The following is a 22,230-nucleotide window of genomic DNA, read 5'->3' as shown; positions in this document are numbered from 1 at the left end:
CCCCCCCCCCCCCCCCCCCCCCCCACAGCCGCTTCACGCCTACGCCAGCGTGATGGCGGCGCGCCAGAAGCAGCGCTGGCTGCGGCAGCTGGCGCAGATCGCCGCGTCCAGCGGCTCGGCGCTGGCGCCCGCGCAGTTGGCTGCGTGCCTTGACCTGGGCAGCACCGCCACGCGGGCCTACGTCGAGGATTTGAGCGGGGGCGGGCCGGACGACTCGTCCGCGCCCTATCTTCTGCGGCGCGTGAGCGAGGGGCTGGTGCTGCGCCAGCAGTCGACGGCAAGTGGCAGCGCGCTCATGGTCGAGACGCCGGGCGGCCTGGTATGCGAGATCGAGACGGGCGACATCGCGCGCGCGGCGCTGAGCTATGCCGCCGGCCACGAACTGATCGACGTCGCCGCGCTACCGGGGGCGCTCGATGGCGAGGAGCGCTTTGCCTTGGGCATGGCGCTGGAGGAAAGCGGCTTGTTTGAGCGGGTGAGGGCGACATGACTTCTTCCCGTTCTCCATTCGAGTCGCTGTCCCATGAAGCGCCATACCTGATCGAGAAGCTGCTCAAGGAGCACATCGTCGATTCGGCCGAGGAAGGCCAGGTGCTGTTCCGCGAGGTCAAACGCTTCATCGTCATGGTGCGCGCCGACGATACCGTGCTGTGGGATATGCACTCGCTGCGCATCGACGAAGTCTGGCATCAGTTTGTGCTGTTCACAGCCGAATACATCGATTTCAGCCTGCGCTACTTCGGCACCTATATCAATCACAGTCCGTCCAACGCGCCGGAGCCGGCGGGCGAAGACACCGGGCCGCCACGGCGCGCCACGACGTTCGCGGAGTTTGAAGAGCGTTACGTGGAGTTGTTTGGCGAGCCGCTGCCCGATCTGTGGCGCGACGAGACCCACGTCAAGCCGCACCGCCGCGTCCTGAACGATCATGTGGGCAGCATCGTGCAGGCCGACGCCGACGGCTTGAGCCATCTGTGCAACGCCGATGGCGAGGTACTGTTGTCGGTCAACCGGCTGGCGCGTGACGCCATGCGCTTCATCTGCGTCACGCCGGCGTTCTATGTGCGCGAGCTGCCGGGCGATCTGGATGACGAAGAGAAGGTCGCGCTGGTCGGCACGCTGGTGGAATACAAGCTGCTGCGCGTGGGATCGTAACGCAAACCTTGGGGGCGGGCATGGGCCAGCGCGACATACAGGATTTTTGGCTGGATTTCGCCGAGCGTTATTGGGAGCGGCAATCGGTCCTGCTGCCGGAGGAACAGGCCGGGGCGCTGCCGCGGGTCGCCGCCGATGAACTGTTCGGCGCGGTGGTTTCCTGTTGCGAGGACTTTTGCCACGGCGGCCCGCAAAAGGTGCGTTTTTATTCGGACGACCAAGAGGTCGATCTGCTGGGCGGCGGCCACCAGATGCTGCTGCCGGCGCGGCGCGACGGCTCCTTCGCCGCGTACAACGCGCGCTTGCTGGACCAGGAGGGCTTGCGGAACTACGCGCTGGTGGTGGCGGACTGGCACCAGTTCGACCGCGAGCTGTGGGAGCGCATCCTCGGTGCGGTGCAGAACCTGGCGGCGGCGGTGGGTATCAGCCACGCGCGCATGGACACGCAGGTGTTCCTCGGCACCTACAAGGCGACGCCGTTCGGCGTGCATGTCGACCGCACCAGCGGCTTTCATTTTCCGGTGGTGGGCAACAAGACCATGCGTTTCTGGCCGGACCACTTTGCCCAGTCCACGCCGGAACTGCGCGGCGCCCTGCGTTATGAACGCCACCTGGAACAATCGACAGCATTGAGCGCGCGGCCCGGACAGGTGCTGTACTGGCCTTCGAGCGACTGGCACGTGGCTGAATCGGACGGCGAGTTCTCCGTTACCTGGGGCTTCGGTTATTGGCTTGGTGACGGCATGACCAGTCTGGCGCTGGAGGAGCTGGCGCAGTTGCTGATGGAATCGCCCGGCCGGTGCCGGGCCGTCTCGCGCGCCGCACTGGCCGAGGAGGCGAGGGACCTGCGCGAGGTCGACGCACTGGTCGGCAAGCTGGCCATGTTCGCGGCCGACCCGCGCCTGCGCAGCGCTGTGGCGCGCGGCTGGCTGGAACACTTCAGCGCCTGCGGTTATCTGCGTCCGCCGCCCTTGCTGGAACATGCCGGAGTGGCCGGCGCCGGCGTGGTGACGCGCAAGAGCATGTACAACATCCTGGCCGCTCCTGAATCCAGCGGCGTCATGCGGGTGGCGGCGGGCGGCTATTCCACCACGGTGGCGGACCAGCCGGCGGTGTGGAACGCCATCGCCATACTGAACGCCGGCGGCGAGCTGCCCTGGGCCGGCCACGCGGCCGACGGCGCGGTGGACCGGATGATCGCTTTCTGCCTGCGCGCGGGAGCAGTGCTACTACGCACAGGCGAAGCCTGAACGGCGCCAGTGCGGCGGAAAAGGAGGGGCGATGATCGTCATGGGCTTGCAGGGTCAACCCCATCCGCCACGAGCATACGCCGGCGACTTGCGCGGCGCCTGGGAGTGCGGCTGGTATCACGATTCCGCCGCCGTGCTGATGATCGACGGCGAGGTGGTCGCCGCCATCGAGGAGGAGCGGCTGACGCGCCGCAAGCATACCGGCAAGCTGCCGCTGCGGGCCATGCGCGCTTGCCTGGAGGTGGCCGCTTGCGCCGCCGGGGATGTCGACCTGTTCGCGTTCGGTGAGCAGGGCGGAAGCGGCAAGCATCGCGATCCTACCATCGCTGCCGACGCACTGGCGGCGATCTTGCAGGCCGGGCTGGGATTGATGGCCAGTCCGCGCACAAGGGTCAAGCTGTTCGAACATCATTTGTGCCATGCGCTCAGTGCCTACGCTCTATCGGGATACGACGAAGCGCTGGTCTTTACCGCCGACGGTTTTGGCGACGGCGTCTCGGGCTATGTGATCGAGGCGTGCGGCCGGCGACTGGAGATACTCGACCAGATCGCGGTGCCGGATTCGCTGGGTGGCCTGTATCAAGCCGCGCTACCGCTGCTGGGTTTTGGCGCGCACGACGAATTCAAGATGATGGGACTGGCCCCCTACGGCAATCCCGTCACCTACCGGCAGGCCTATGCCAGCGCCTACCGGCTGGAAGCTGAGGGCCGTTATCAACTGAACCGGGGCGTGCTGTTGCGCCACCTGGCGGAGTTGGGACCGCCGCGCCATCCAGACGACGTTTTCTCAACGCGCGACTGCGACGTCGCGGCAGCGGCCCAGGCGGCACTGGAGGAGATAGCGTTCCACGTGTTGCGCCATTATCGCAACGCCACCGGATTGCGTGCACTTTGCGCGGCGGGCGGCGTGATGCAGAACTGCGCGCTCAATGGCCGCCTGGCGCGCTCTGGCCTGTTTGATCGCATATTCGTCCAGCCGGCGGCCAGCGATTGCGGCCTGGCGTTGGGCGCGGCCTGTCTCGGCCAGTTGCAGCACGGGGGCGAAAACGCGCATGCGATTACGCCGCAGTCGCATGTTTTCCTTGGGCGGCCGATACCCGAAGAGCAGGCGTTGGCGGTGCAGTTGCAGCGCTGGGAGGGACTGCTGTCGTTCCGGCGCTGCGACGATATTGTTCAAACCGCGGCGCAGCTGCTGGCGGCGGGACAAGTGCTCGGCTGGGTGCAGGGCCGGTCGGAATTCGGGCCCAGGGCGCTGGGCAACCGCAGCATCCTGGCCGATCCGCGCGCCGCCGCCAACAAGGACAGGATCAACGCCATGGTCAAGAAGCGCGAAGCGTTTCGGCCGTTTGCGCCGGCGGTGCGCAGCGAGGATGCGGACCGCTACTTCGATCTGCCGCAAGGGACGGACTGCTCCTTCATGACGATGGTGGTGCCGGTGCGGCAGGAGTTCCAGGCTGCGCTTGGCGCGGTCACGCACGTCGACGGCACGGCGCGCGTACAGGTTGTGAAGCGCATGCACAATACGTTGTTCTGGCAGCTGCTAGACGCGTTCGGCGCGCTGACCGGCACGCCGGTGCTGCTCAACACGTCGTTCAACAACAATCATGAACCTATCGTCGATACGGTGGACGACGCCGTCGCGTGCTTCCTGACCACGGGGCTGGATGCGTTGGCGATCGGCCCGTTCCTGGTGAACAAAGCCGAGTTGTCGCCGCAACGGCTGCTGGCGTTGCAGCCTGTCCTGTGCGATGAGGGATGCCTGTCGACTGGATGGGCGCAGGCGGCTGATGGCGCCCGCGAGCGTTTCCATGTGCTGCTGCTGGCGAACCGCCAGATACCGATCTCCGCCGCCGCGTATCAGGCGCTGAACGCGGAGCGGACCGGCATGCAGGACTGCGTGCCGGCCGGCGAGCTGGCGGCCGAGCTGTTATCGCTATGGGAGCAGCGGGTGATCCACCTGCGGCCCGCCGGGCTTATACCGCCATCGGCGCCGTGATCGGCGCGTGGTGCTGGTAGCCTTCCAGCGAGAAGTCCGTCGGTTCGACCTTTTCCAGCCATTCCGGCTCGTACTTGCCGGTCTTGGCGAAGTCCGGCACGCGGTCGGAGATGCGGAACTGCGGCGCCGGGAACGGCGTGCGGGTCAGCTGTTCCTTGACCATGTCCATGTGGTTCTCGTAGATGTGGGCATCGCCGATGAAGTAGGTGAACCAGCGTGGCGTGTAGCCGGTCAGGCGGCCGACCAGGTGCATCAGCGCCGCGCCTTCGGCCAGGTTGAACGGTTTTGTCATATTGTAGGTTTCATCGAAAACTGTATTTATAGACGAGTGATGTGAGCGGCAGTTATTATAAGTAATCCACCAACTTGGACAAGACCTCATCAATCACTTTGTTTGTCCGGGGCACGGCACGTGATTCGCCGTTCAAAACGCGTGCCATTTTAAGTGTAGGTAACCCCGAGGCAACGCCTTGAGCCAGCGGTAGGATTGACTACCGCAAACCTGATTTTAGATTACTCAACCAGCTGAGTTTTCGAGTAAATCTTCACCCTTCATACCTAAAGCCTGCGCCAGCCTCTCAATTTGGTCTATAGACGTTGCCATTTCGCCGCGCTCGATGCGACCTATCGTCGTGAGCGACATTTCGACCAATAAAGACAACTGTTCTTGGGAAATTTTCTCGCCCCGGACCTTCCTTATTGCTTCACCAACGCGGATTCGGAGGGGGCGACCGTCATGAAGCTCGGGTAAAAGCACTTCAAAGAGTTTTTCGAGGCTATCTAGGGATATATTGACAACGCCACGTTCAATTTGAGAGGGATAAGACCGGTGCACGCCAGCTTTTTGAGCAAGCTGAGTTTGGCTCAAACCCATTGACCTCCGCAGCTGAAGCAGTCTTGCGGCGTACCTGACTCTTAGGCTTTGCAAAGTATGAATTCTGTCTGTCATGCGTTCAGGGTGACTCATCGTCGCTTTACCTGCTAGACACTTTGCATCTATAGCGTTTACATCTATAGCGTTTGCATCTACAATGAGCGGAATGGAGGAGGCGGTGCTTGGTGCTTCACACCAAATCGCAGTTCTTGCTTCCAAGCACCTGCTGTGACGTTTGACGACTAGCCCCTCGTCGGCTGATTTGCCAAACATTACTAGCACTTTGAAAACTAATCTACGGCGGCTGAACCATGCTTAGAGCGACTTTTGCTTTTTCAATGCACCACCATGTATGCTGGCTCGAGATTGATGCGTTAAGCCGTGACGATGCGGAAGGGCCATCGCTGGAACTGGCTTTCAAGGTTAAGGCTTCAGAACGTCACCAATTCGAGCTGATGCATATTGGACGTGTGCGGGGTTACTCGATATGGTCGGAGGCGCCGCTTGCGCTTTTGCTGCGAGCGCTACACCTACTGCGGGTGGAATGGTTCTCTTCGATTCCTCAGGTGCTCGTCGGACGCCCTGTGCTAGATTTAAGTCTCTCAGTGGTCCCGTTAAGTCAAAACCCAACGAATGGTTCACCACTTGCGGTGCTTTCGCTCAAAAAGGTTGGTCTCGACGACGGCTTTTGCTTCGTCCAATCGCTGCCAAATCGGGCAATGCTGTCCATGTCAATCGACCATCGGAGCGCAGTTCCACTGGAGGTCGCGGTAAAAGTAGTCGAGGCGGCACAGCTCGAAACTGTTGATTTGCGCAGCATCCCTCGCTCAGTATCGCAGCAACTGCTGACCGATAGGAACGGTCAAACTCAAATTTTACGGGAACAAATTCCATACTACGCCGTTGCGCCATTTGACGCCTTTCGTGCGGAACGTTCGCTCCGAAGTAACTTGACCGATGCATTGGTACCGGTAGAGCACTGGCGGACTTTTCTGTCAGCCTAACTGGGGATGTTATCACTCTATCCCACGCATCTAAAGCCCCTCCGAATTGGACACAAATGACTGTTCCGGCCGATTTCCCACGTTCGCCCTCGATTGCGAGTGTTTCTGGCGCGCAGGCTAAGTTTGCAGTGCGATTAGACGCAGTGTCAGGCAAGTACACCGACGAGCCTACAGAAGCCGAGGTCCAGGCCCGTTACAACATGTGCCTGGACCTTGCCGAACAGCTCGTTGCGAAGTGCCTGGCGAATCGGGAAACGAAGTATTACAAGTTATCAGATGTCCAGATTCTCAAGCGTCTATTGGTGCATCTAACCAGCACTCGGTGGGGAACTAAAGCAGAGATGCAATGGGTGGTTCGGAAAACTGCATCTGGGCTGGGCTGGGCGGTTCCTGAAAGCTCCTTGGTATTCGGGGCTTTGTTGGGAGAAAAATTATGAGCGTTTTAGTGTTCCTGGACATTGACGACGTGCTCTGTGTGCACCCCACGCTGAACACGCAGAATGTTCTTGCGGCGTTGTCCGCAGGCGAAACCGCAAACGCAGAGGAGGTTTGGCAGCAGGTTTTTCATGCAGTTGCCCGAGAGAATCTGCGACAGCTGCATAAAGAGTTTTTGCCACATTACGTCATATCCTCGTCATGGGTCTTGCACCTGAATCGAGAGCAGCTTTGCGACACGTTTCGCCTTACGGGGATGGCGTTCGTTGCCGAAAACCTGCACGAGTACTGGTCTACGCCGCGAGATGTAAATGGTGATAGCTACCGCTTAGTTGAAATTGAAAATTGGCTCGATACTCACGCGTTAGGGACGCCAGTACCATTTATCGTAATTGATGACGTTATCAGCGGGCAGTCTCTCGTGGGTTCGCATCTCGAAGACCAGTGTGTCCTGTGCAACGTTTGCACAGGGTTCATGTTCGGCCAGCTTGCTCAAGCCCGGAGCATTTTGCAAGCACAGCTCACCTCGGTATCGCACACGAGGGGCTAGCGGATGCCATTGCCTCTTGCAGATTCCGATAAACGGCCGATTATATTCGTGGACGTCATAACGCCGATGCTGTCTGACTTGTATCGAGCGTTCGACACGCTGTTTGTTCTGACGTCAAAGATTGTCGCCGGTCAAACGCATCCTGATGTGCTCTCACTGCTGAAGCGGTCTGGCATGCATACAGTTGCTAATAATTTGCACGCAAGTTGGGCCACACCGTATGACGCTGATTCGAGCTTGGGGGACGAGGTGGATGCTTGGCATGCCACTGACACTGACAGAACGCCGAAGTCATACCTCATCGTAACCACAAGAGAGCGTGGCGATTGCCTTGACCATATCTTGGCAGCATATGCAATCGTGCTTGAGGGGCCACAGTTTACCAATCCGGACTACCTCAATGCATGTCGCATTCTGCACAGCCAGGTCTCCTTCATCCCCTTTAACACTGAATGGTACTGACTGCGCCTATGCTGAACCCCCGCAACTACTATTCCGCCATAGCAGCGATACGCGGTGCTGACAAATCAGGCCGCAGCGTGTCGATAGCACTGACGCGAATGTCGGCAGGTTACGAAAGCGAATCTGTCTGCACAACGTCAGCGCAGATGCTTGGACAGTCTTCGACCGCGATGCTGAAGCAGTCCAATTCCATATCCAGCTTGAAACTGTTGCGGGCAGCAGTAAGCCAATGATTCTCTTCTTGGATTTTGATGGGGTGCTGCATCCGGATATCAACTACAACGCCGAACTATTGATGTGTAACCGGCCGCTCCTGGAGGATGTATTGCGCAGTCGGCCGAAGGTTGATGTAGTTATAAGTTCGACTTGGCGAGAAGCCCACGCCCTGGGCGAACTTCAGTCGCTGTTCTGCGCCGACATAGCGCCACGCATCGTTGGTGTAACGCCGCGTTGGCGAGAGATTCAAGACGATTCAGCATTCGGTAGATACGTGCGCCAAGCCGAAATCGAAGCATGGCTCCGGTCGCACAACAGGGCGTGGCAGCAATGGCTGGCGGTCGACGACCAACCGCATTTATTTAAGCCATTCTGCGCAAACCTGTTCGCAACAAATCCTGCGACGGGCCTCACTGAGGCCGACTGCGAAGTGTTAGCGCAGCGCTTACACAACTAAGCGTCGGGCACTCCCATGTGCAAATGATTCGATGTGCGGACCTCATCGTATCTGGCGCTGTCATCAGCTCATTCGTCAGCAGATTCCATCTTGTCCTTTGTACCAATCTCTTAACTCTGTCTCAGGACATCACCTACCAGTTCATTTTTCACTTCGAAATATTTTAGCACGCTGGTTTTTCATCAATTCTAAATCTAATTCCCGCTTTCCTCCAGTTAGAATATCAGAAACTTCATTCAGAAAATCATTGTTTAACTCTACAAGCTCGCGGCGAAGTCGTTGCAATTCTGACGTTTCCTCGGGCGCTAAATTGCGTCCTATGGAAGAATCTTGTGCCATTTCCAAAGCGGTTAATTTTTTCATTGCGGCTCATCTCCATAATTTAAAGACACAATTCTTTCACGTTTTGGCAGAGACTTCAATGTTTTCAATTCGCTTTATTATTTTCAATAGAAAATGCTTCTCAGGATTTTACCCATTTCGTCTCGCCATCTGTTCCGAGGCGATGTCGCTCCAAGAACCCCCTCTGTTTTAAGCTCGGTTTGATTCTTAATCGCGTGTGGCGGGTAGCTAGGACTAAATTCCGCACTCCAATTGAGATGTTACTTGAAAGAAGAAGAAAACCTTCGTCATCAAAGGAGATTTGGTACCCATCAAATAACGCATGTAAATGAGCACAGAGCATTAAACCATTGTGCTCCGTTGTCTTCTCCTCACCTTTTGCTACACTCCAAGGTACGATGTGAGCTGCGTGAATAAGAAAAGGCGCCTCGATACCTGTTAGTGCACATTTACGTCCCCAAACACGGATAACGTTTTTGACAAACACTCGATGATTTTCCCGAAGCGCCACCCATGCCATGTAGCTAATTCCTGGTGGAACTGGAAGTGGCTCATAATTCTCTGCATCCGCCGCACGGTCAGGCTCTGGGACGTAATTTTGCGCGTCCATCCAGACAACGGTCGGGTTTGCGCTCATTCTAAAGCCAGCAAAGAATTCGGAAAAATTGCTCGATGTTTCAGCAACTAGCTCCCATCCGTCCTTCGCAGTAAGCTCATACCTGTTGCGGGGCGGTTTGTGCTCAGTTTTCCCTGCTATCCGATGTGCGTTGATGGTTCCGACGTATACTCTGCTGGATTGCTGCGGGGTCGAGTAAAACAGCACTACTGTCTTCCCCTTGAGGCCATCCTTTCGTCCTGCGGCCGGGATATCCCAGTTCCCTGTCTTATCCCTCGCCATTAAGTTGTCATTGTGATTCTTCGAACCACTCTTGCGATTACTCAGATTAATGGCTAAAAATGGGCCATGCGTCAGTTCTGGGAACATGAACCAAGATGTCAGTATTTCACTCAAGGGCTATCTCCTCGGAAGGGGGCGATGGACTTTGCAAAAAATAAATGCTGCTAAGACCAAGAAAGTATATTGTCACAGAGATTTACCAAATCATGATAAATTTTGAGGTATTGCTGGGGCTGCGGTAGTGCCGTTATCATCCCGAGTGCTAGTGCAGCGCCAGTTCGCTGGGATTCTGACAGAAAATGTGTTAAATTCCTTCTGCATATTAAAATATTCCCCAGGAGAAAAAATGTCGTCATATTCCGAACTGCAAGCACAAATTGCTGAACTTCAAAAACATGCCGATGCGGCACGCACGACCGAGCTGGCTGCTGCAAAAACCAAAATCGCTGAAATCATGAAAGAGCATGGTCTGAGCATTGCCGACTTGGGCGGAGTTGCAAAAAATAAAGACGCTAAGGTTCGCCAACCTGTTGCGGCTCAGTTTAGGAATGCCGAGACCGGCGAAGAGTGGACTGGCCGAGGTCGCGCTCCGCGTTGGCTCGACGGTAAAGACAAGGAGCAGTTCCGCATCAAGCCATAATATTCTGTAAAATAATGGGCTAACAAAAGGGCCGCAAATTGCGGCCTGTTTTGCTGTTCTAAAAAATCTGTAGCATCGCGACGTATCAAGAAGGTTCTCGCGTCGTCATTTGCGGCCGATTTTGATGTCGACTGATGTGCTTTTTTGCTCCGTGCCACGGGGCGTGGTTTAAGCGCGCCACAGTAAGTCGAGTCGTTTCAATCCTAAAAGGACTGAGGAGCCATCGCTCAATGCTGCGTCCATCATATGTACTTTACGAGCGGCCTTGCCAAGAAATAATAAAAGTAGCTTGTTCGCAGAAGACTTCCAGGCCGTGGCGGCGGATATCCTCCATAAAGTCCTGGGCTGCCTGTTTGCCAAACCAATTACTAACGTGGTGGCGGCAACTGTTAATTCCAATTTTTAATTTTGAACGCACTAGCAATAGCGCAATAGTTATTTCTTTACTAACCAATGGATTAGTGCATACCGACATGTCCTCGCCGTTCATAAATCGAGTGAACCGCATTAGTTTTTCATCTGCCGACATTTCAGTTCTACCCAAACGACTTAGAATATCAGACCTCAGGGCAGCCCCCCGCATCTGTGCATATCGCAAAGTATCCAACATAATGCCAAGGTCTGAGTCGCTTTCCACTCGCAGCTGATAAAGTCGGACGCCTCTCGAATCTATCGTCATGCCGAGAGTCCCCGATGCCGAGAAAGACGTCGATTGTACAGAAGCCCGCAGTGTGTGGTACATGTGCCAATTATCTTGCCATGCAGTGATGTACTGCTCGAGCATAGACGAGTCAATTTTCAGGATGGTACCGTTGTATCTTCGGTCAGGTCCTGGGAAATAATAAGTTAAATCAAAACCAGACTCGCGTGCAGTCAGCTTTCCTTTGAAAGCCAGCGTTTCTGAAAGTTCAATGGCATCTAGACTCAAAAATGGTCCTCCAAAAATCATCAAGAAAAAGTTCAGTGCAGAACACTAGGTCCAACAACCTTAACGCTCCACAATCGCCATTCTTGGGCGGATATGGAAAGTTAGTTTTTCTTCGGCCAACCCGCATCAGTAGTCTCCGGCTCGTATTCCAAGTAAACGATAACACACGCACCGGTCGTGACAACAATCCATTCTCGACGCCGCGTATAGCCTAGATGTTTGTTTTCGTCCTTTTCCATCGGCCATACTCAGGAAACTATTTTATTCTGATGGATTGCTATTATTCGGCACTTCGTTTTGAAATCCAAATAGGACAGGAGCAATTTTTTTTGCGATAGCAATCGGAATATTCTGCCAGGCATAGTACATCGCGCCAATAAGAAACAAAAAGAAAACAGATAGCAGATAGAGCCTGTCAACTTTAATCAGTTCTTTCGACGTCACGGCAACGAAGAGTGACCAGCACGCCATGATTAAAAATATTAAACCAAAAACGCGCTCAAAAATATTTACAATTCTGTCTCCATAAGTAATTTCTACGATAAGCTTTTTATCTCTAAGTTTTATGTACTTCCAAGCACGAGAGATTTGAAAATATTGAATTTCACCGTTTGACTGCTCTACCAAAAAATTGACTCTTTCGCGGATGAATTTATCTGCCGGTATGCGTCTTAGTTTTCGGTATATAACATAGTTGAGTTGCTCTGCGAGAGCCTCCTTAGTAGGTGCATCAAGCTCCGGTATTTTTAGCATTTTCTCAACATACATCTCTTGTTTCGTTCTGTGCCATTCCAGAAACTCGATAATTTCTTTTATTTTTATTCCAACTATACATGTCACAATCAAAGATGCCAAGGCAAGTAAATTCTTAATCAGTTCAGGATTTAATAAATCAACCACTTAACCTCCAAAGGTGCTGACAATATCTAGGCCAACAATATTCTAAAGTGAGCCTAGCAAAACTTGCATTCTCATCGCTCTCTCACCGGCTTTAACATAAGTATCAATCAATTTTTGCAGCTGAAAATTTGTTGATACGGGCTGCGTGTGAGACCCCAAGTGCAAACCGTTGAAGCTAGGAACCTTATTCATCATATGGATTGACATACCCATGTCAAGATGCTTTGAAAAACTTTCCTGGTTGGCCAAAGCCAAAGCCTCTTTAAGCCTTTCATATTCCGCAAAATTTTTCTTCAACACGGAAATATATCTATCCATAGTCGAGCCTTCCACAGTATAAAATTTTGGGTTGTATCTTCTATCTGGACCTTGAATAAAATACGTTATTCTCCATCCCTTCAAGTCGACTCTCAATGTTCCACCGCAATTAAGAGTTTCAGTGAGTTCTAACATAGGTAATTTTGTAAAATATTTTAGTTCTTAACCACTTCCGACACTAGCCGTGGTCTCCCATTGTGGCACTTTACGGAAATATCCCGAAAAATACAATTGTCGTAAAAATCGCCAACACACTAGCTCAAGTTTTCAACGTACTTAAAAACTCAAGTTGAGTCGCTATCCCTCGTCATCAGGAACGAAGGAAGCTGAATAACTCGATATAGGAAAGAATCCTTTCCTTCCTTCTGCCTTCCCAATACCTACGAATTCGGTAGATGCTAAGCGTCCGACTAAATTATCCTCTGGTGCCTCGTTTTCCAAAACGATTACTTGTCCGACCGCATCCCTGTCCGCAAGCCAGGAATAGAATTTATCTTTCACAATAACCTGAAGAACTTCATCTGGGCCAGCGTTGCCGTGTTTGGGGTCTTTGTAGGTCACGACTGGAGAATCAATAATCACTATACCCAAATGCGGGTGCCCATTGGTTAAAGCTAACTCCATCAGAGACACGACATATGCCGTCAGAAATATTCCCCGTTTTCCCTTACCGAACGAGATTCGTTTTCGTTGGTTTATTAATATATCCATAAGAGATTCATCAAATGAGATGGACTCTACCCCAGGCACACCCCACAAATCCAATAATAACTTAATTTTTCCGCAGAGTTCGGTGCTGGTTTTGGCCAAATCGCGCTCCACAATTTGTTTTTTTCTCTTAGCTTTAACTTTCATATTAGCTAAACGAATTTCTAAGGCATCAATTTTTTCGAAATCTTTGACAGCCGCCTTAAGAATAGCTTTCCGTTCAGATAAAGCCTCTAAGCTAAATTCATTGCCAAACTCCTTAGGCGCAAGAAGCTCAGCTTGGGCAGCCAAGTTAACTCGCTCCTCTTGTTGTGCTAACTCTAAGACCCTTTCGGAATAACTGATGTCTCGTTCAATATCATCAATTGCGTGGCTCAACCCCGTACGCAATCCTACAATCTTTAACGCCTCGGCCTCAGAAGCGCGACGGAGCGTCTGGTGTCTTTCACTGTCATCAGTGTGTCGTAATTGATGCTCGACGTCAGTTTGGCACAAGGGGCAGGGACGAGTCTCAAAATACCCCACAACGGCCACGGCAGTTGAAATAGTTTGCAGCCGTTCTAGGTCATTACTATATTTTTTATCTAATAGGTGAAATCGGTTCTTTGCTTCGCGCAGGGCAGAAATTGCTTCAACCTGCTCTCTAACATGTAAGTCAAGAGTAGAGCGTTCTTCTTTTAAGACTTTAATTTCATCTGAGTTTGTTTTAAAGTAAGTGTTCAACTCAACTATCTGAGCTTCCGCTCTTGCTAGCGACGTATCTGCATCTATTTTTGTGAGTTGGAAAGGCATTTCGGACTTCAAGGAATTGATTTGTTCCTCTATAGATTCGACATGCCCTTTAGCGATATTTATTTTGTCAGCAGAAGCGACTAACACTATGTTTGAATCGTCGACCCCCGACAAAATTAGAGAAATAGAAGACTTATTCCTAGTCTTCGACAATCTGTCCTTACCCTCAAGAGATACCTTATCCAATGTCTCAATTTCATCGAAAATACTAACATAGCGCAGGTCATTGGCTGTCATATTGCCAAGAGTGCCACTCTTTGCGAGTATCTTTCGACCGGTTGCACCCGACCAATTTATCAGATTGGCTTCGCCACCAATCTTTAATGGGACAGAATCCTGAGGGGGCAAGTCATGAAATCCAACATACACAAAATCTTCCGAATTTTGCAAATCTTTAAAAAATGTGTATTTTGTTCCATCGGCAATTTCCAATTGTAATGCGACACGTGTATATCCGCGTGAGTATCCAATATCATGAGGTTGCTCCTCACTTCCTAAAACATACCTTAGGCATTGGACAATATACGATTTCCCTGTATCGGTAGGACCATAGACAAGATGCGCTAGGCCGTCAAATTCGAGGCTAGCAGTTTCTTTGTCCGGCCCCGTCACCACTAGTTTGTAAAGGAATATACTCATATAGAAGTCCTTAATTCACTGGACACAAAATGAGCGCCCCATAGTAATCCATGCTTATCGAAAACCGCCTCTAATTGCTTATCAGTGAGAGAGCCAAATCTCGAGGATGTCCATTCGCAACAATTTAATAAAGACCGAGAGTATTCGTTACCTAAAAGCCCAGTTAGAGAGGTACCGTTTTCGCCTAAACTGTAAACTATGCCACCCTCGGTTGCATCAATATCAACAAAAGAACGGGTCGCCATTAAATATAGACCTTCCTCAATAATCTCTCGCCTACTTATGTACTCCCCACCGCGCAATGGTACCGGAGTATGAAGGCTAGGCGGCCCACCAAGGTCTGCTGAGTATATCGAAGCATAATCTAGATATACAAGGCGTTGAAGGTCCACCTTACTAGGATGCAATGTCTGCAATAGAAACACCATCCGAACTCCCAATTCGAAGGGAGAGTTGAATATTTTATCACTCATCAGAATCTATCCAAGTTATTCGCTCTTGATTAGCTAAATGATGGCATCCACCCTGAAGGTCTCCGGCCTGTAACCTAGCAGAGAGCGGATTGGCACTCACTGGCAATGAATTGGCAATACCTAACGTCTCCTTAAGTCGCTGCATGCCGCTCTCATGCGGTGACGTTAAAGTTGTCCCAACACCAAGCTCGATTTGGTCGAGAAGTTCCTCAAAGGCGCCAGGTAATTTATCTCGGCTAAAGCGATTTAAGCCTTCTGCGCAAAAAAATAAGCGCCGCTGCACTTTGAAATGAGCGAGAAGTGCTTTAGGGATTGTGTCGGGGTCATCTATGTTGATGCCTGCATGCTCCGAGTAAAGCTGAAGCAGCGCAAAAATGTAATTCATTTCGTCAATACCCAATTCAACAGGAACTGCTGGGTTGGGTTTACGCTTATCCAAGACTCCGAACTTTGGCCAGTGCGCAGGTGTACGCCTATGAATATCTAGAAGTACGGCCGGAGGGGTAACTCTCATTATTTCGAAAGGGAATTTATTGACGAAAACTTCCAGTTCCGCAGTTAGCTTTTGCTTGTACCCAGAAAAATCCCCATTTTTATTTTTCCATTCTTTTAGAATCCATACACGCATACGTTCTGGATTCAGCACCAGGTCTAGGAGGCTAACTCCTACTTTCAATGCGCAGATATGGTAGGTTCGGGGACATTTATAAGCACCGATGTATACATTGAATAGAAATTTTGCCAATTCCCCAACGAAGTCGCTGGGGGATAATGTACCCGCATAATGTTTTGCTTGATAGAGGTCCCAAGTATTCTCATCAGGATGCATAAGAGTGTACCCACAGACGTCCCGGCCCTTATCTCCTGCGCCGCCGAGATGATGTACCTGGACATATTCGCCTTCCTTTTGAAGCTGTCGAACACACTCCTCGATGAAAATCTCCCAGTCCGTAGCTCCCATTAATAGCAATCGTTCTTCCGGTTGCACCTCTGGCGGTCCAGGGTGATAGGAAGCCGGGCTTTTCATTTTTTCAATACTCATACTGAGATGACCATTCCGCATACAGCATCCGCTCAACTTCCAGCATCATAATTTCGTGCTTACCCAGTAATAGATTTAATTCATTACGGTCCAACAATTGCACGCTGTTCAGTTCAGCATTTTCGCTAGCATGTTTGTTAAAGAACTGGTTTGTGAGGCAGATTTTCTTGAATTGCACCTTCGGGTGGCGGCGCTGGTAGTACGCCTCACCGGCGACGACTTCTTTCACTGCATCCCAATTTAGAGCGTGCCCGTCTGTGCCCGATGTTTTTGTTTGGATGAGAAGGCCCGACTGGCCCAAAATCGCTACTACGTCGACGCCGTAATCCTTTGTAGCAGGCGTCCTGTAGCACTCATATCCCAGCTTCGCCCACAATGCTGCCGCCAAGCATTCGAAATGCTGCCATCCCATACGAGAGGCCAAGTCAATGTCAATGCGCTTATCGATGTCATCAACGCTCGCGCCGGGCACGACGTCGACAATTTTAAAGTCGCCAGGCGTGATGTCACCGGAGCCGTTCAGCATGTCTTCCGCAAGCTTGCGCTTGTATTCGAGCAGCTCATCCAGTTTGATGTCGAAGGTCGTGAAGTCATGGGCGTGGACAACCGGGTAGTACACGTAGACGGGCTTCTTTTGGCCAATTCGATAAGCCCGGTCGGTCGCTTGGTCTTCTTTGGCAGGGTTCCATGTCCGCGTATAGTGGATTACATGATTTGCCTTCTGAATGTTCACGCCGAATCCAACTGCAATGGGTGAAAGTACAATGACACCAAAGCCTTCCTTTTCCTGAAACGCCTTGATGCGCTTTTGACGACTCGCTGTGTGAGCGGCGGATGCGCTGGTATCGCCGTTGATGATGTCCGGCCGAAGTAAAAATTCCTCTTCAATATAGTGCTGTAGCAAACGTTGAATTTCACGGAATTCGCAGAAAACAATAGCCTTCTCGCCCTTCGCTTTGATGTCGCGCAGAACGTTGAGGAGCCAATGGAGCTTCGGTGCCTTTTCACGATACTCGCGGAGCACTTCAGGTTTAAATACATTCAAGCCATGCGGCCTCGGGTCCGTACAAACCAATCGCAAATAATGAAGCAGTCCCAAATGATTTTTGAACGGGCTGGCATTTCCTGGCTCTGCTCGCTTCTTGAAGCTCTCAACGGATTTCGAATACAAATTCCTCTGCTCTGTCGATATCGGAAGGCGTCGACAGTCGTTAACAATGATTTTTGGCGGAAGGTCGGTCGCCACATCAATCTTTAGGCGCCGCAGTATCTGGGGACTTATGCGCGCACGAAGTTCCTCGACGCGACTTTTCTCCTCCGCAGTGCTCGCCTCAATGGGCTTTCTGTAGCGGTCCCCAAATTCGTTCAACGCGCCGAGGAGGCCCGGCTGCACAAAGTCGAAGAGACACCACAAGTCAGCCAATGTATTTTCCACCGGCGTTCCTGTGCACGCTATCTTGAAATCCACGTTCTGCTTCTTTGCCGCTCGGGTCACCATGGCGGCAGGGTTCTTGATGCGTTGCGCTTCGTCGCAAACCATTAGCGACCATTTCTGTGCCGCAAATGAAAATTCCAGGTCACGCAGTGTCTCGTAAGTTGTCAGCACTATCTTGGCGGTACCCACCCAATTCGGAACCAAAAACTTGACCAACTTGTCTTCTTCTAGCAAGCGCTCGTCAATTTGAGAACGCTGCACACGAAGGCTGTCCAGTCCTTTTCCGTACGCTGTCAGTACAGGCAAAGCTCCAGGTACGAAAAATTTTTGAGCCTCTTCCGCCCAATTTTCGAGCAAAGAGACAGGTGCGACTACAAGCATCGGGGCGATATCTGGCTCCCGTTCGAGCAGACCGGCAATCAAAGCTAACAGTTGAAAAGTCTTACCTAGCCCCATGTCGTCAGCGAGTATGGCCCCTCTCACCTGGTAGTCTGTTTGCAAACTGAATAGATGCTGTAGCCAAGCTAGTCCTTCGCATTGATGTGGTAGCAGCGAATATTCGGGACGAATCGACACCGGTATCTTGGGAGCCCGAGGCAATGATTCCAGAGCCTCTCGCCGAAGCTCTTCATATTCGACCTTCTGGATATTCGCCCGAAGTATCAACTGCGCCGGTACGTCAAGACTGCGCTTGCCCCGCGTGCCTTTAGAACCTGTTTGGCCAGAGGCATCCTCGGCTTCCAGCTCATCGAATAATCGACCAAAGGCCTTAACAATTGCATTGCCATCTTCCACTGAAATGGATTCTGGAAGCCAAGGTACCTCAACGGATTGTTTGCCCGTGCCGATAGCAACGTCAATGTCTTCCTTCAACTTTTCAATCGCAGCCTTACTTGTCGGAACCGCGATAGGCTCCGAGCCATCTTTCGGTTGATAGACCACCATCGGAACAACATTTTCGGGGAACCATCCTTCCCCTTCATTTTTCTTGGCAATAAATGGGGAGTGGTAAGGCTTTTCAGCCCCAATACCTTCAATACGAGCTGAGTATCCGCTTAGGTCGTGCACCTGTGCATAGGAGACCAAAGTGGTCGACGATTGCCATATCCCAAGCACATCACACAGAACTTCAAGGTCACGCGAGGCCTCGCCGCTTAACTCAAAATCATAGCCATGCCAGGCAAGCAGCTGGTGGCCTTTTTCCAGGCTGACGCTCAGCGTCTGAACGAAAGACTTCAGTTCATCGACATTCAGCCAGCGCGACTCCGATGACAGAATGCCCGACGAATTCGATACCTCAATCATCAGGCCTACTTTTTCAGGACGACCTAAACCATCTCTTTCAACAACGGGTATAAACCTTTCGTAAGTCAGGCCTGCGTCATCTCGTGCACTCTCGAACTGCTTCTCGCTAATCACATCTGTCGCGTCGGGCCCCAATGTAGCAAAGGGATTGACCAGGAATGCCCGAGCACGCGCCCCAGCGACTCTACGGTGTTCCATCCGTTTGATTTCCTGAAGAACAGTTCTCACCTTCGGAGCGATGAGCACCTGGACAATTCCCTCCGCCGTTGGAATGTCATAGCGGTCGCGGACCTCCTTCGCCCGGTCGAAGGCCTCAAGCCACCCAAGAGGCTCATCTGCAAATCCTGGAATGACCTCTACAACTTTATCGTCGGCGACAACCGCCGACTTGCGTAGCTCTATGTCCAGAGTTTCTGGCGTAAGTACAACCGAGCGGTGAAGAAAGTCATCCAAAATGGCGTCTGCCGAAAGAGCCAGTTTTCGTATAGCTCCCCAGGCTTTGCGATGCGCCAGGTCAGAATGCTCCTCACTTGGCCGCTTGGCGAAAGCAACAGCAGCTTTGAAAAGCTCCCACTGTGCGGGCAACATAAGTCCTGTGCTGTCGCCATCAACCAATATCGGCCCGATAAGCTCACCATCGAATGGTTTTCCGGCTTGGTTTCGCCATCCGCCAATGGCAATAGAGAAGTCCTTGTCGGCGAGCGATTGGCTGCTCCTTAGCGCGGGTTTGGCGTTCACCAAATCAGGAATTTGCAGTGCATCCACCAGACCAGCGTATGCCGGATTGGACAATGCGAGATACAGAGAATCCCACGGCAAAACAGCACCATCTCCAGTCTCGACAGCCAAGCCATCATCGACGAGTTGAGTGAGATATCCACGGACCAGCTCTCCGCCGAGTTTGACGCCGCCGGTGCTATTCGCAGCGGACATCTCCACGCCTGTCATGGACCAGCGGCGAAACCACTTTTCGTTAGCGACGGGGGCAACACCTTTTTTGAATAAATTGAACATTTTTACCATCCTTACTTCCACCATCCCTTGCCTGGTTTGTGACTGAAGCCCCAGGCGGTTAGTGTGCGCATTATTTCAGCGTCAGCTGCACCGGCGAACACCCAAAGATTTCCACCGACGCCCGATTTGTCGTTGATTTGTAGGCCATTTGCCTCCGCAAACAAAGCCAGCGCATGACGTGAGTAAGGCTGCGTTTGGGAGGCGTTTAAAGTAGGGGCTGTACTCGAAGCTTGCCGAGAAGCGGAGTTCTGTCTCGGCTCGAAGGAAGCCTGCCTTCTCAGAGCTGGTGCGATGCCGAATTGCCGACGCAACTTTTCCTCGACTATGCTCTCCCATTTGTTCCAACTGTCTGGAGTACCATGATGTCCTTGCCACAATACCGACTTCGATTTTTGTTTCAGCGAATTATCGACATCGAGCGGCAGCCGGAGAGTATGCGAGGTATTGAAAGGAACGGTCTTGGATGAGTCATACCCGTACAGGGCATTGCCGGGGTCACTAAACTCGACCGCCACCAATCGCCCCATTCGCATAATGAACGCGTTATTTGTACCCGGCGCATCTAGCTCGCAGATAAGGCCCTTCATCTTCTTTCGGAGGGCGACAAAATCTGGTTCACGCGAATTGCGGGCAGAACTGCCGAGCGCGAATTCGATGTGCTCGATTGCATGCACATAGCGCTTCCAAAATTCCATTCGTCTCGGGTCACCCAGACCATCCTCTGCCAGCTTGGTGAAAAAGTCTTCAATGAACTCCAACTTTAGCCAATCGGAAACCATGGCCTTAGCCTCTGGCGTAACTCCTCCCCAACGGGTCTCGTTCGAGGGTAGCCATGGATTTCCCCACCACCCTACGGTTAGGTCGCGGAGGTCCTGATGCAGGTTCAACCCCGGCACTTTCGCATAGCGGTCCAAGAGAAGTCTCAGTCCAGAGTCGCGCAAAACAGGGTTGTCCCCAAGGACGTGTAGAAGTCGGCGCAACAGGCCACTGAAATCCTGGTCGCTTTTTTGAACAGCTTTGCGCACCTGCGCCATCACAAGCTTCTCCAAGAACCAGGATGTCTTGCTGATGGAAAGCTGGTCGCAAAGTGAGTCGATAATGGCTGTATCACCTTGGAGCAAGGTGTCTACGTAAGGAGCGCACGGGTCTCGTTCGAAGAGCTGCCGATTGTCGAGAGCGACCTGGACCCAATCGGGATTCGCACGTTCATCTTTAATGCGCCAATTTCGGTCGTGAAGATAGTCTCGGAACATAGGCCAGTTGTTGCGAGCATTTGCCTTCCCATCTTCGGAGGTGGGCGAATAGCAGAAATAACTTTTAACCAGTCCTTGATAGCACCTGCGGTAGGCACCAGGTTGTTCGCCCCAGCCGTCGACACACGATAAAAGGCGCTCTAGTCGTGGCCCATCTTCCAAGACACAGAGACTTTCTTTTTTATGAGGAATATGCAAGCCCCAGGAGACTAAGTACGCATCTCGAAAAACGGGTATGTCCTGGGTTTGCCAAAACCTCTGCAATGCCGATAGCTGTTGGTCTTCAGCGATATGGGTAGCAGTCCGCCCCCTGGCTCTTTTTTGCATGGTGACTAGAACAGCATCGATATTGCCGTCTTGAGTTAACGCCTGCGCTCCTAGGCCAGTACCGGCGCCAAGCAAGGCGGCTAAGTGGCTAAGTGCGCTCATGGCAGGGCGCAGTCACCAAAATTGCCAACCTGCTGCTGGGCAGTTGCTCGTTGCTCTTCTACGCCCAAAAATTCTAAGCGCATCTCTACACGTCTGCTCTCCTCGTCGGTCTCCTTTGCAGCATTAAAGGAATAACCTCCGACCAAAAATAGGTTCCTGACCTGCTCCTTTTGTTCGGGGCTAAGCAGGCTGTCGCCACGCACAGCAAACATTGTGCAGAGCACCCGTTGGCTCCGTTGAAGGCTCAAATTCAGATTGCTCAAATAGGTACCCGTTTTATCGGTGTACCCCTCGACCACCATGCGTTTAAGCACGCGCCTCCCAAGGTCGTCGTTTGCCAGATTCAGAATTTCTGGAACAAAGCGGCGCAGCACCCCCTCTTGGCTGGCATCTAAGTTGGATTTCCCAAATGCAAAGCGAGCGCGGTCGCCAAAGTCAATAACTTGACGAAGACGGTCGACATGCACCCCATCTTGCTCATGACGTTTGGCTGCTTGCTCAAACCGGGTTAGGATGGTCTCGATGTCCTTGCGATGCTGCTCTTCCTTCTTTTCGCGTTCAGTGACATTCTTGGTCACCGCAAGCAACGCCACTCCCATGACAACAAGAAAGAGAACCATCAGTGCGGTCATAAGGTCGGCAAACGAAATCCAAAATGGCTTTTCCGCTTCATCTTTGTTGCCTCGCTTCAGGACGACCCTTGTGCCAATCATGA

The 22,230-nt window shown here is 52.4% G+C and carries 21 protein-coding genes and 1 pseudogene; 9 read left to right on the top strand and 13 right to left on the bottom strand.

The features are described 5' to 3' along the window. Positions 1-52: 52 nt before the first annotated feature. Genes V6M89_RS13535 through V6M89_RS13520 form a run of 4 tightly spaced genes read left to right on the top strand, consistent with a single transcriptional unit; the run spans position 53 to position 4,401 of the window. Positions 53-490, top strand: coding sequence for a hypothetical protein (locus V6M89_RS13535; RefSeq protein ID WP_332853651.1), 438 nt, complete (start codon positions 53-55; stop codon positions 488-490). Further along, on the top strand, positions 487-1,155 hold the full coding sequence (locus V6M89_RS13530; protein WP_332853650.1) for a hypothetical protein: 669 nt from the start codon (positions 487-489) through the stop codon (positions 1,153-1,155). Before V6M89_RS13535 ends, V6M89_RS13530 begins: the two co-directional genes overlap by 4 nt. A gap of 20 nt (positions 1,156-1,175) precedes the next feature. Continuing rightward, a complete protein-coding gene (locus tag V6M89_RS13525) occupies positions 1,176-2,405 on the top strand; it encodes a hypothetical protein (protein WP_332853649.1) in 1,230 nt (409 codons plus the stop codon). Between the two features lie 31 nt (positions 2,406-2,436). Then, positions 2,437-4,401: a carbamoyltransferase family protein gene (locus V6M89_RS13520; RefSeq protein WP_332853648.1), complete on the top strand. Its 1,965-nt coding sequence runs from the start codon at positions 2,437-2,439 to the stop codon at positions 4,399-4,401. Here the strand turns inward: V6M89_RS13520 and V6M89_RS13515 are convergent. Then, a pseudogene (locus tag V6M89_RS13515) lies at positions 4,379-4,684 on the bottom strand (thymidylate synthase); the annotation flags it as partial. The gene V6M89_RS13520 and the pseudogene V6M89_RS13515 sit on opposite strands and share 23 nt — an antisense overlap. Before the next feature lie 234 nt (positions 4,685-4,918). Next, complete coding sequence (locus tag V6M89_RS13510) at positions 4,919-5,350, bottom strand: helix-turn-helix transcriptional regulator (RefSeq protein ID WP_332853654.1); 432 nt, start codon at positions 5,348-5,350, stop codon at positions 4,919-4,921. A 236-nt stretch (positions 5,351-5,586) separates the two neighbouring features. Here V6M89_RS13510 and V6M89_RS13505 point away from each other — a divergent pair, with 236 nt between their 5' ends. The 4 genes from V6M89_RS13505 (at position 5,587) to V6M89_RS13490 (ending at position 8,399) form a co-directional block, all read left to right on the top strand. Further along, positions 5,587-6,279 carry a hypothetical protein gene (locus tag V6M89_RS13505; RefSeq protein ID WP_332853647.1) on the top strand — a complete coding sequence of 231 codons (693 nt, stop codon included), beginning with the start codon at positions 5,587-5,589 and terminating at the stop codon, positions 6,277-6,279. Positions 6,280-6,335: 56 nt separating this feature from the next. Next, positions 6,336-6,716, top strand: a complete 381-nt coding sequence (locus tag V6M89_RS13500; RefSeq protein ID WP_332853646.1) for a hypothetical protein — start codon at positions 6,336-6,338, stop codon at positions 6,714-6,716. Further along, positions 6,713-7,264, top strand: a complete 552-nt coding sequence (locus V6M89_RS13495; RefSeq protein ID WP_332853645.1) for an HAD domain-containing protein — start codon at positions 6,713-6,715, stop codon at positions 7,262-7,264. Before V6M89_RS13500 ends, V6M89_RS13495 begins: the two co-directional genes overlap by 4 nt. Positions 7,265-7,955: 691 nt before the next feature. Next, the gene (locus V6M89_RS13490; RefSeq protein ID WP_332853644.1) at positions 7,956-8,399 is read left to right on the top strand and encodes an HAD domain-containing protein; all 444 of its coding nucleotides are present in this window, start codon (positions 7,956-7,958) and stop codon (positions 8,397-8,399) included. Between the two features lie 141 nt (positions 8,400-8,540). Here the strand turns inward: V6M89_RS13490 and V6M89_RS13485 are convergent, their stop codons facing one another. Next, entirely contained in the window at positions 8,541-8,762 is a 222-nt protein-coding gene (locus tag V6M89_RS13485) for a hypothetical protein (RefSeq protein WP_332853643.1), read from the bottom strand. A 100-nt stretch (positions 8,763-8,862) separates the two neighbouring features. After that, complete coding sequence (locus V6M89_RS13480) at positions 8,863-9,753, bottom strand: HNH endonuclease (RefSeq protein ID WP_332853642.1); 891 nt, start codon at positions 9,751-9,753, stop codon at positions 8,863-8,865. 232 nt (positions 9,754-9,985) lie between these two features. Between V6M89_RS13480 and V6M89_RS13475 the strand changes: the two genes are divergently transcribed. Continuing rightward, positions 9,986-10,279 (top strand): H-NS histone family protein, encoded by a 294-nt coding sequence (locus tag V6M89_RS13475; RefSeq protein WP_332853641.1) that lies wholly within the window; start codon positions 9,986-9,988, stop codon positions 10,277-10,279. Positions 10,280-10,532: 253 nt separating this feature from the next. Here V6M89_RS13475 and V6M89_RS13470 read toward each other — a convergent pair whose 3' ends face one another. The 9 genes from V6M89_RS13470 to V6M89_RS13430 form a co-directional block, all read right to left on the bottom strand. Beyond that, complete coding sequence (locus V6M89_RS13470) at positions 10,533-11,207, bottom strand: hypothetical protein (RefSeq protein WP_332853640.1); 675 nt, start codon at positions 11,205-11,207, stop codon at positions 10,533-10,535. 261 nt (positions 11,208-11,468) lie between these two features. After that, complete coding sequence (locus tag V6M89_RS13465) at positions 11,469-12,107, bottom strand: hypothetical protein (RefSeq protein ID WP_332853639.1); 639 nt, start codon at positions 12,105-12,107, stop codon at positions 11,469-11,471. Between the two features lie 42 nt (positions 12,108-12,149). Then, complete coding sequence (locus V6M89_RS13460) at positions 12,150-12,560, bottom strand: hypothetical protein (protein WP_332853638.1); 411 nt, start codon at positions 12,558-12,560, stop codon at positions 12,150-12,152. 162 nt (positions 12,561-12,722) lie between these two features. Further along, entirely contained in the window at positions 12,723-14,564 is a 1,842-nt protein-coding gene (locus V6M89_RS13455) for an AAA family ATPase (protein WP_332853637.1), read from the bottom strand. After that, positions 14,561-15,037, bottom strand: a complete 477-nt coding sequence (locus tag V6M89_RS13450; RefSeq protein ID WP_332853636.1) for an ABC-three component system middle component 2 — start codon at positions 15,035-15,037, stop codon at positions 14,561-14,563. The genes V6M89_RS13455 and V6M89_RS13450 overlap by 4 nt, the downstream gene beginning before the upstream one ends. Further along, positions 15,030-16,079, bottom strand: a complete 1,050-nt coding sequence (locus V6M89_RS13445) for an ABC-three component system protein (protein WP_332853635.1) — start codon at positions 16,077-16,079, stop codon at positions 15,030-15,032. The genes V6M89_RS13450 and V6M89_RS13445 overlap by 8 nt, the downstream gene beginning before the upstream one ends. Continuing rightward, positions 16,069-19,833 (bottom strand): SNF2-related protein, encoded by a 3,765-nt coding sequence (locus tag V6M89_RS13440; protein WP_332853634.1) that lies wholly within the window; start codon positions 19,831-19,833, stop codon positions 16,069-16,071. Before V6M89_RS13440 ends, V6M89_RS13445 begins: the two co-directional genes overlap by 11 nt. Positions 19,834-19,844: 11 nt before the next feature. Next, positions 19,845-21,515, bottom strand: a complete 1,671-nt coding sequence (locus V6M89_RS13435; protein WP_332853633.1) for an EH signature domain-containing protein — start codon at positions 21,513-21,515, stop codon at positions 19,845-19,847. Beyond that, positions 21,512-22,228, bottom strand: coding sequence for an OmpA/MotB family protein (locus V6M89_RS13430; RefSeq protein WP_332853632.1), 717 nt, complete (start codon positions 22,226-22,228; stop codon positions 21,512-21,514). Before V6M89_RS13430 ends, V6M89_RS13435 begins: the two co-directional genes overlap by 4 nt. Positions 22,229-22,230 lie beyond the last annotated feature (2 nt).

It is taken from the genome of Duganella sp. S19_KUP01_CR8 (genome assembly GCF_036688705.1).
In the GTDB taxonomy this organism is placed as follows: Bacteria; Pseudomonadota; Gammaproteobacteria; order Burkholderiales; family Burkholderiaceae_D; genus Rugamonas.
The sequence above is the reverse complement of the archived record's forward strand: the minus strand, read 5'-3'. Positions and strand labels throughout refer to the sequence as shown.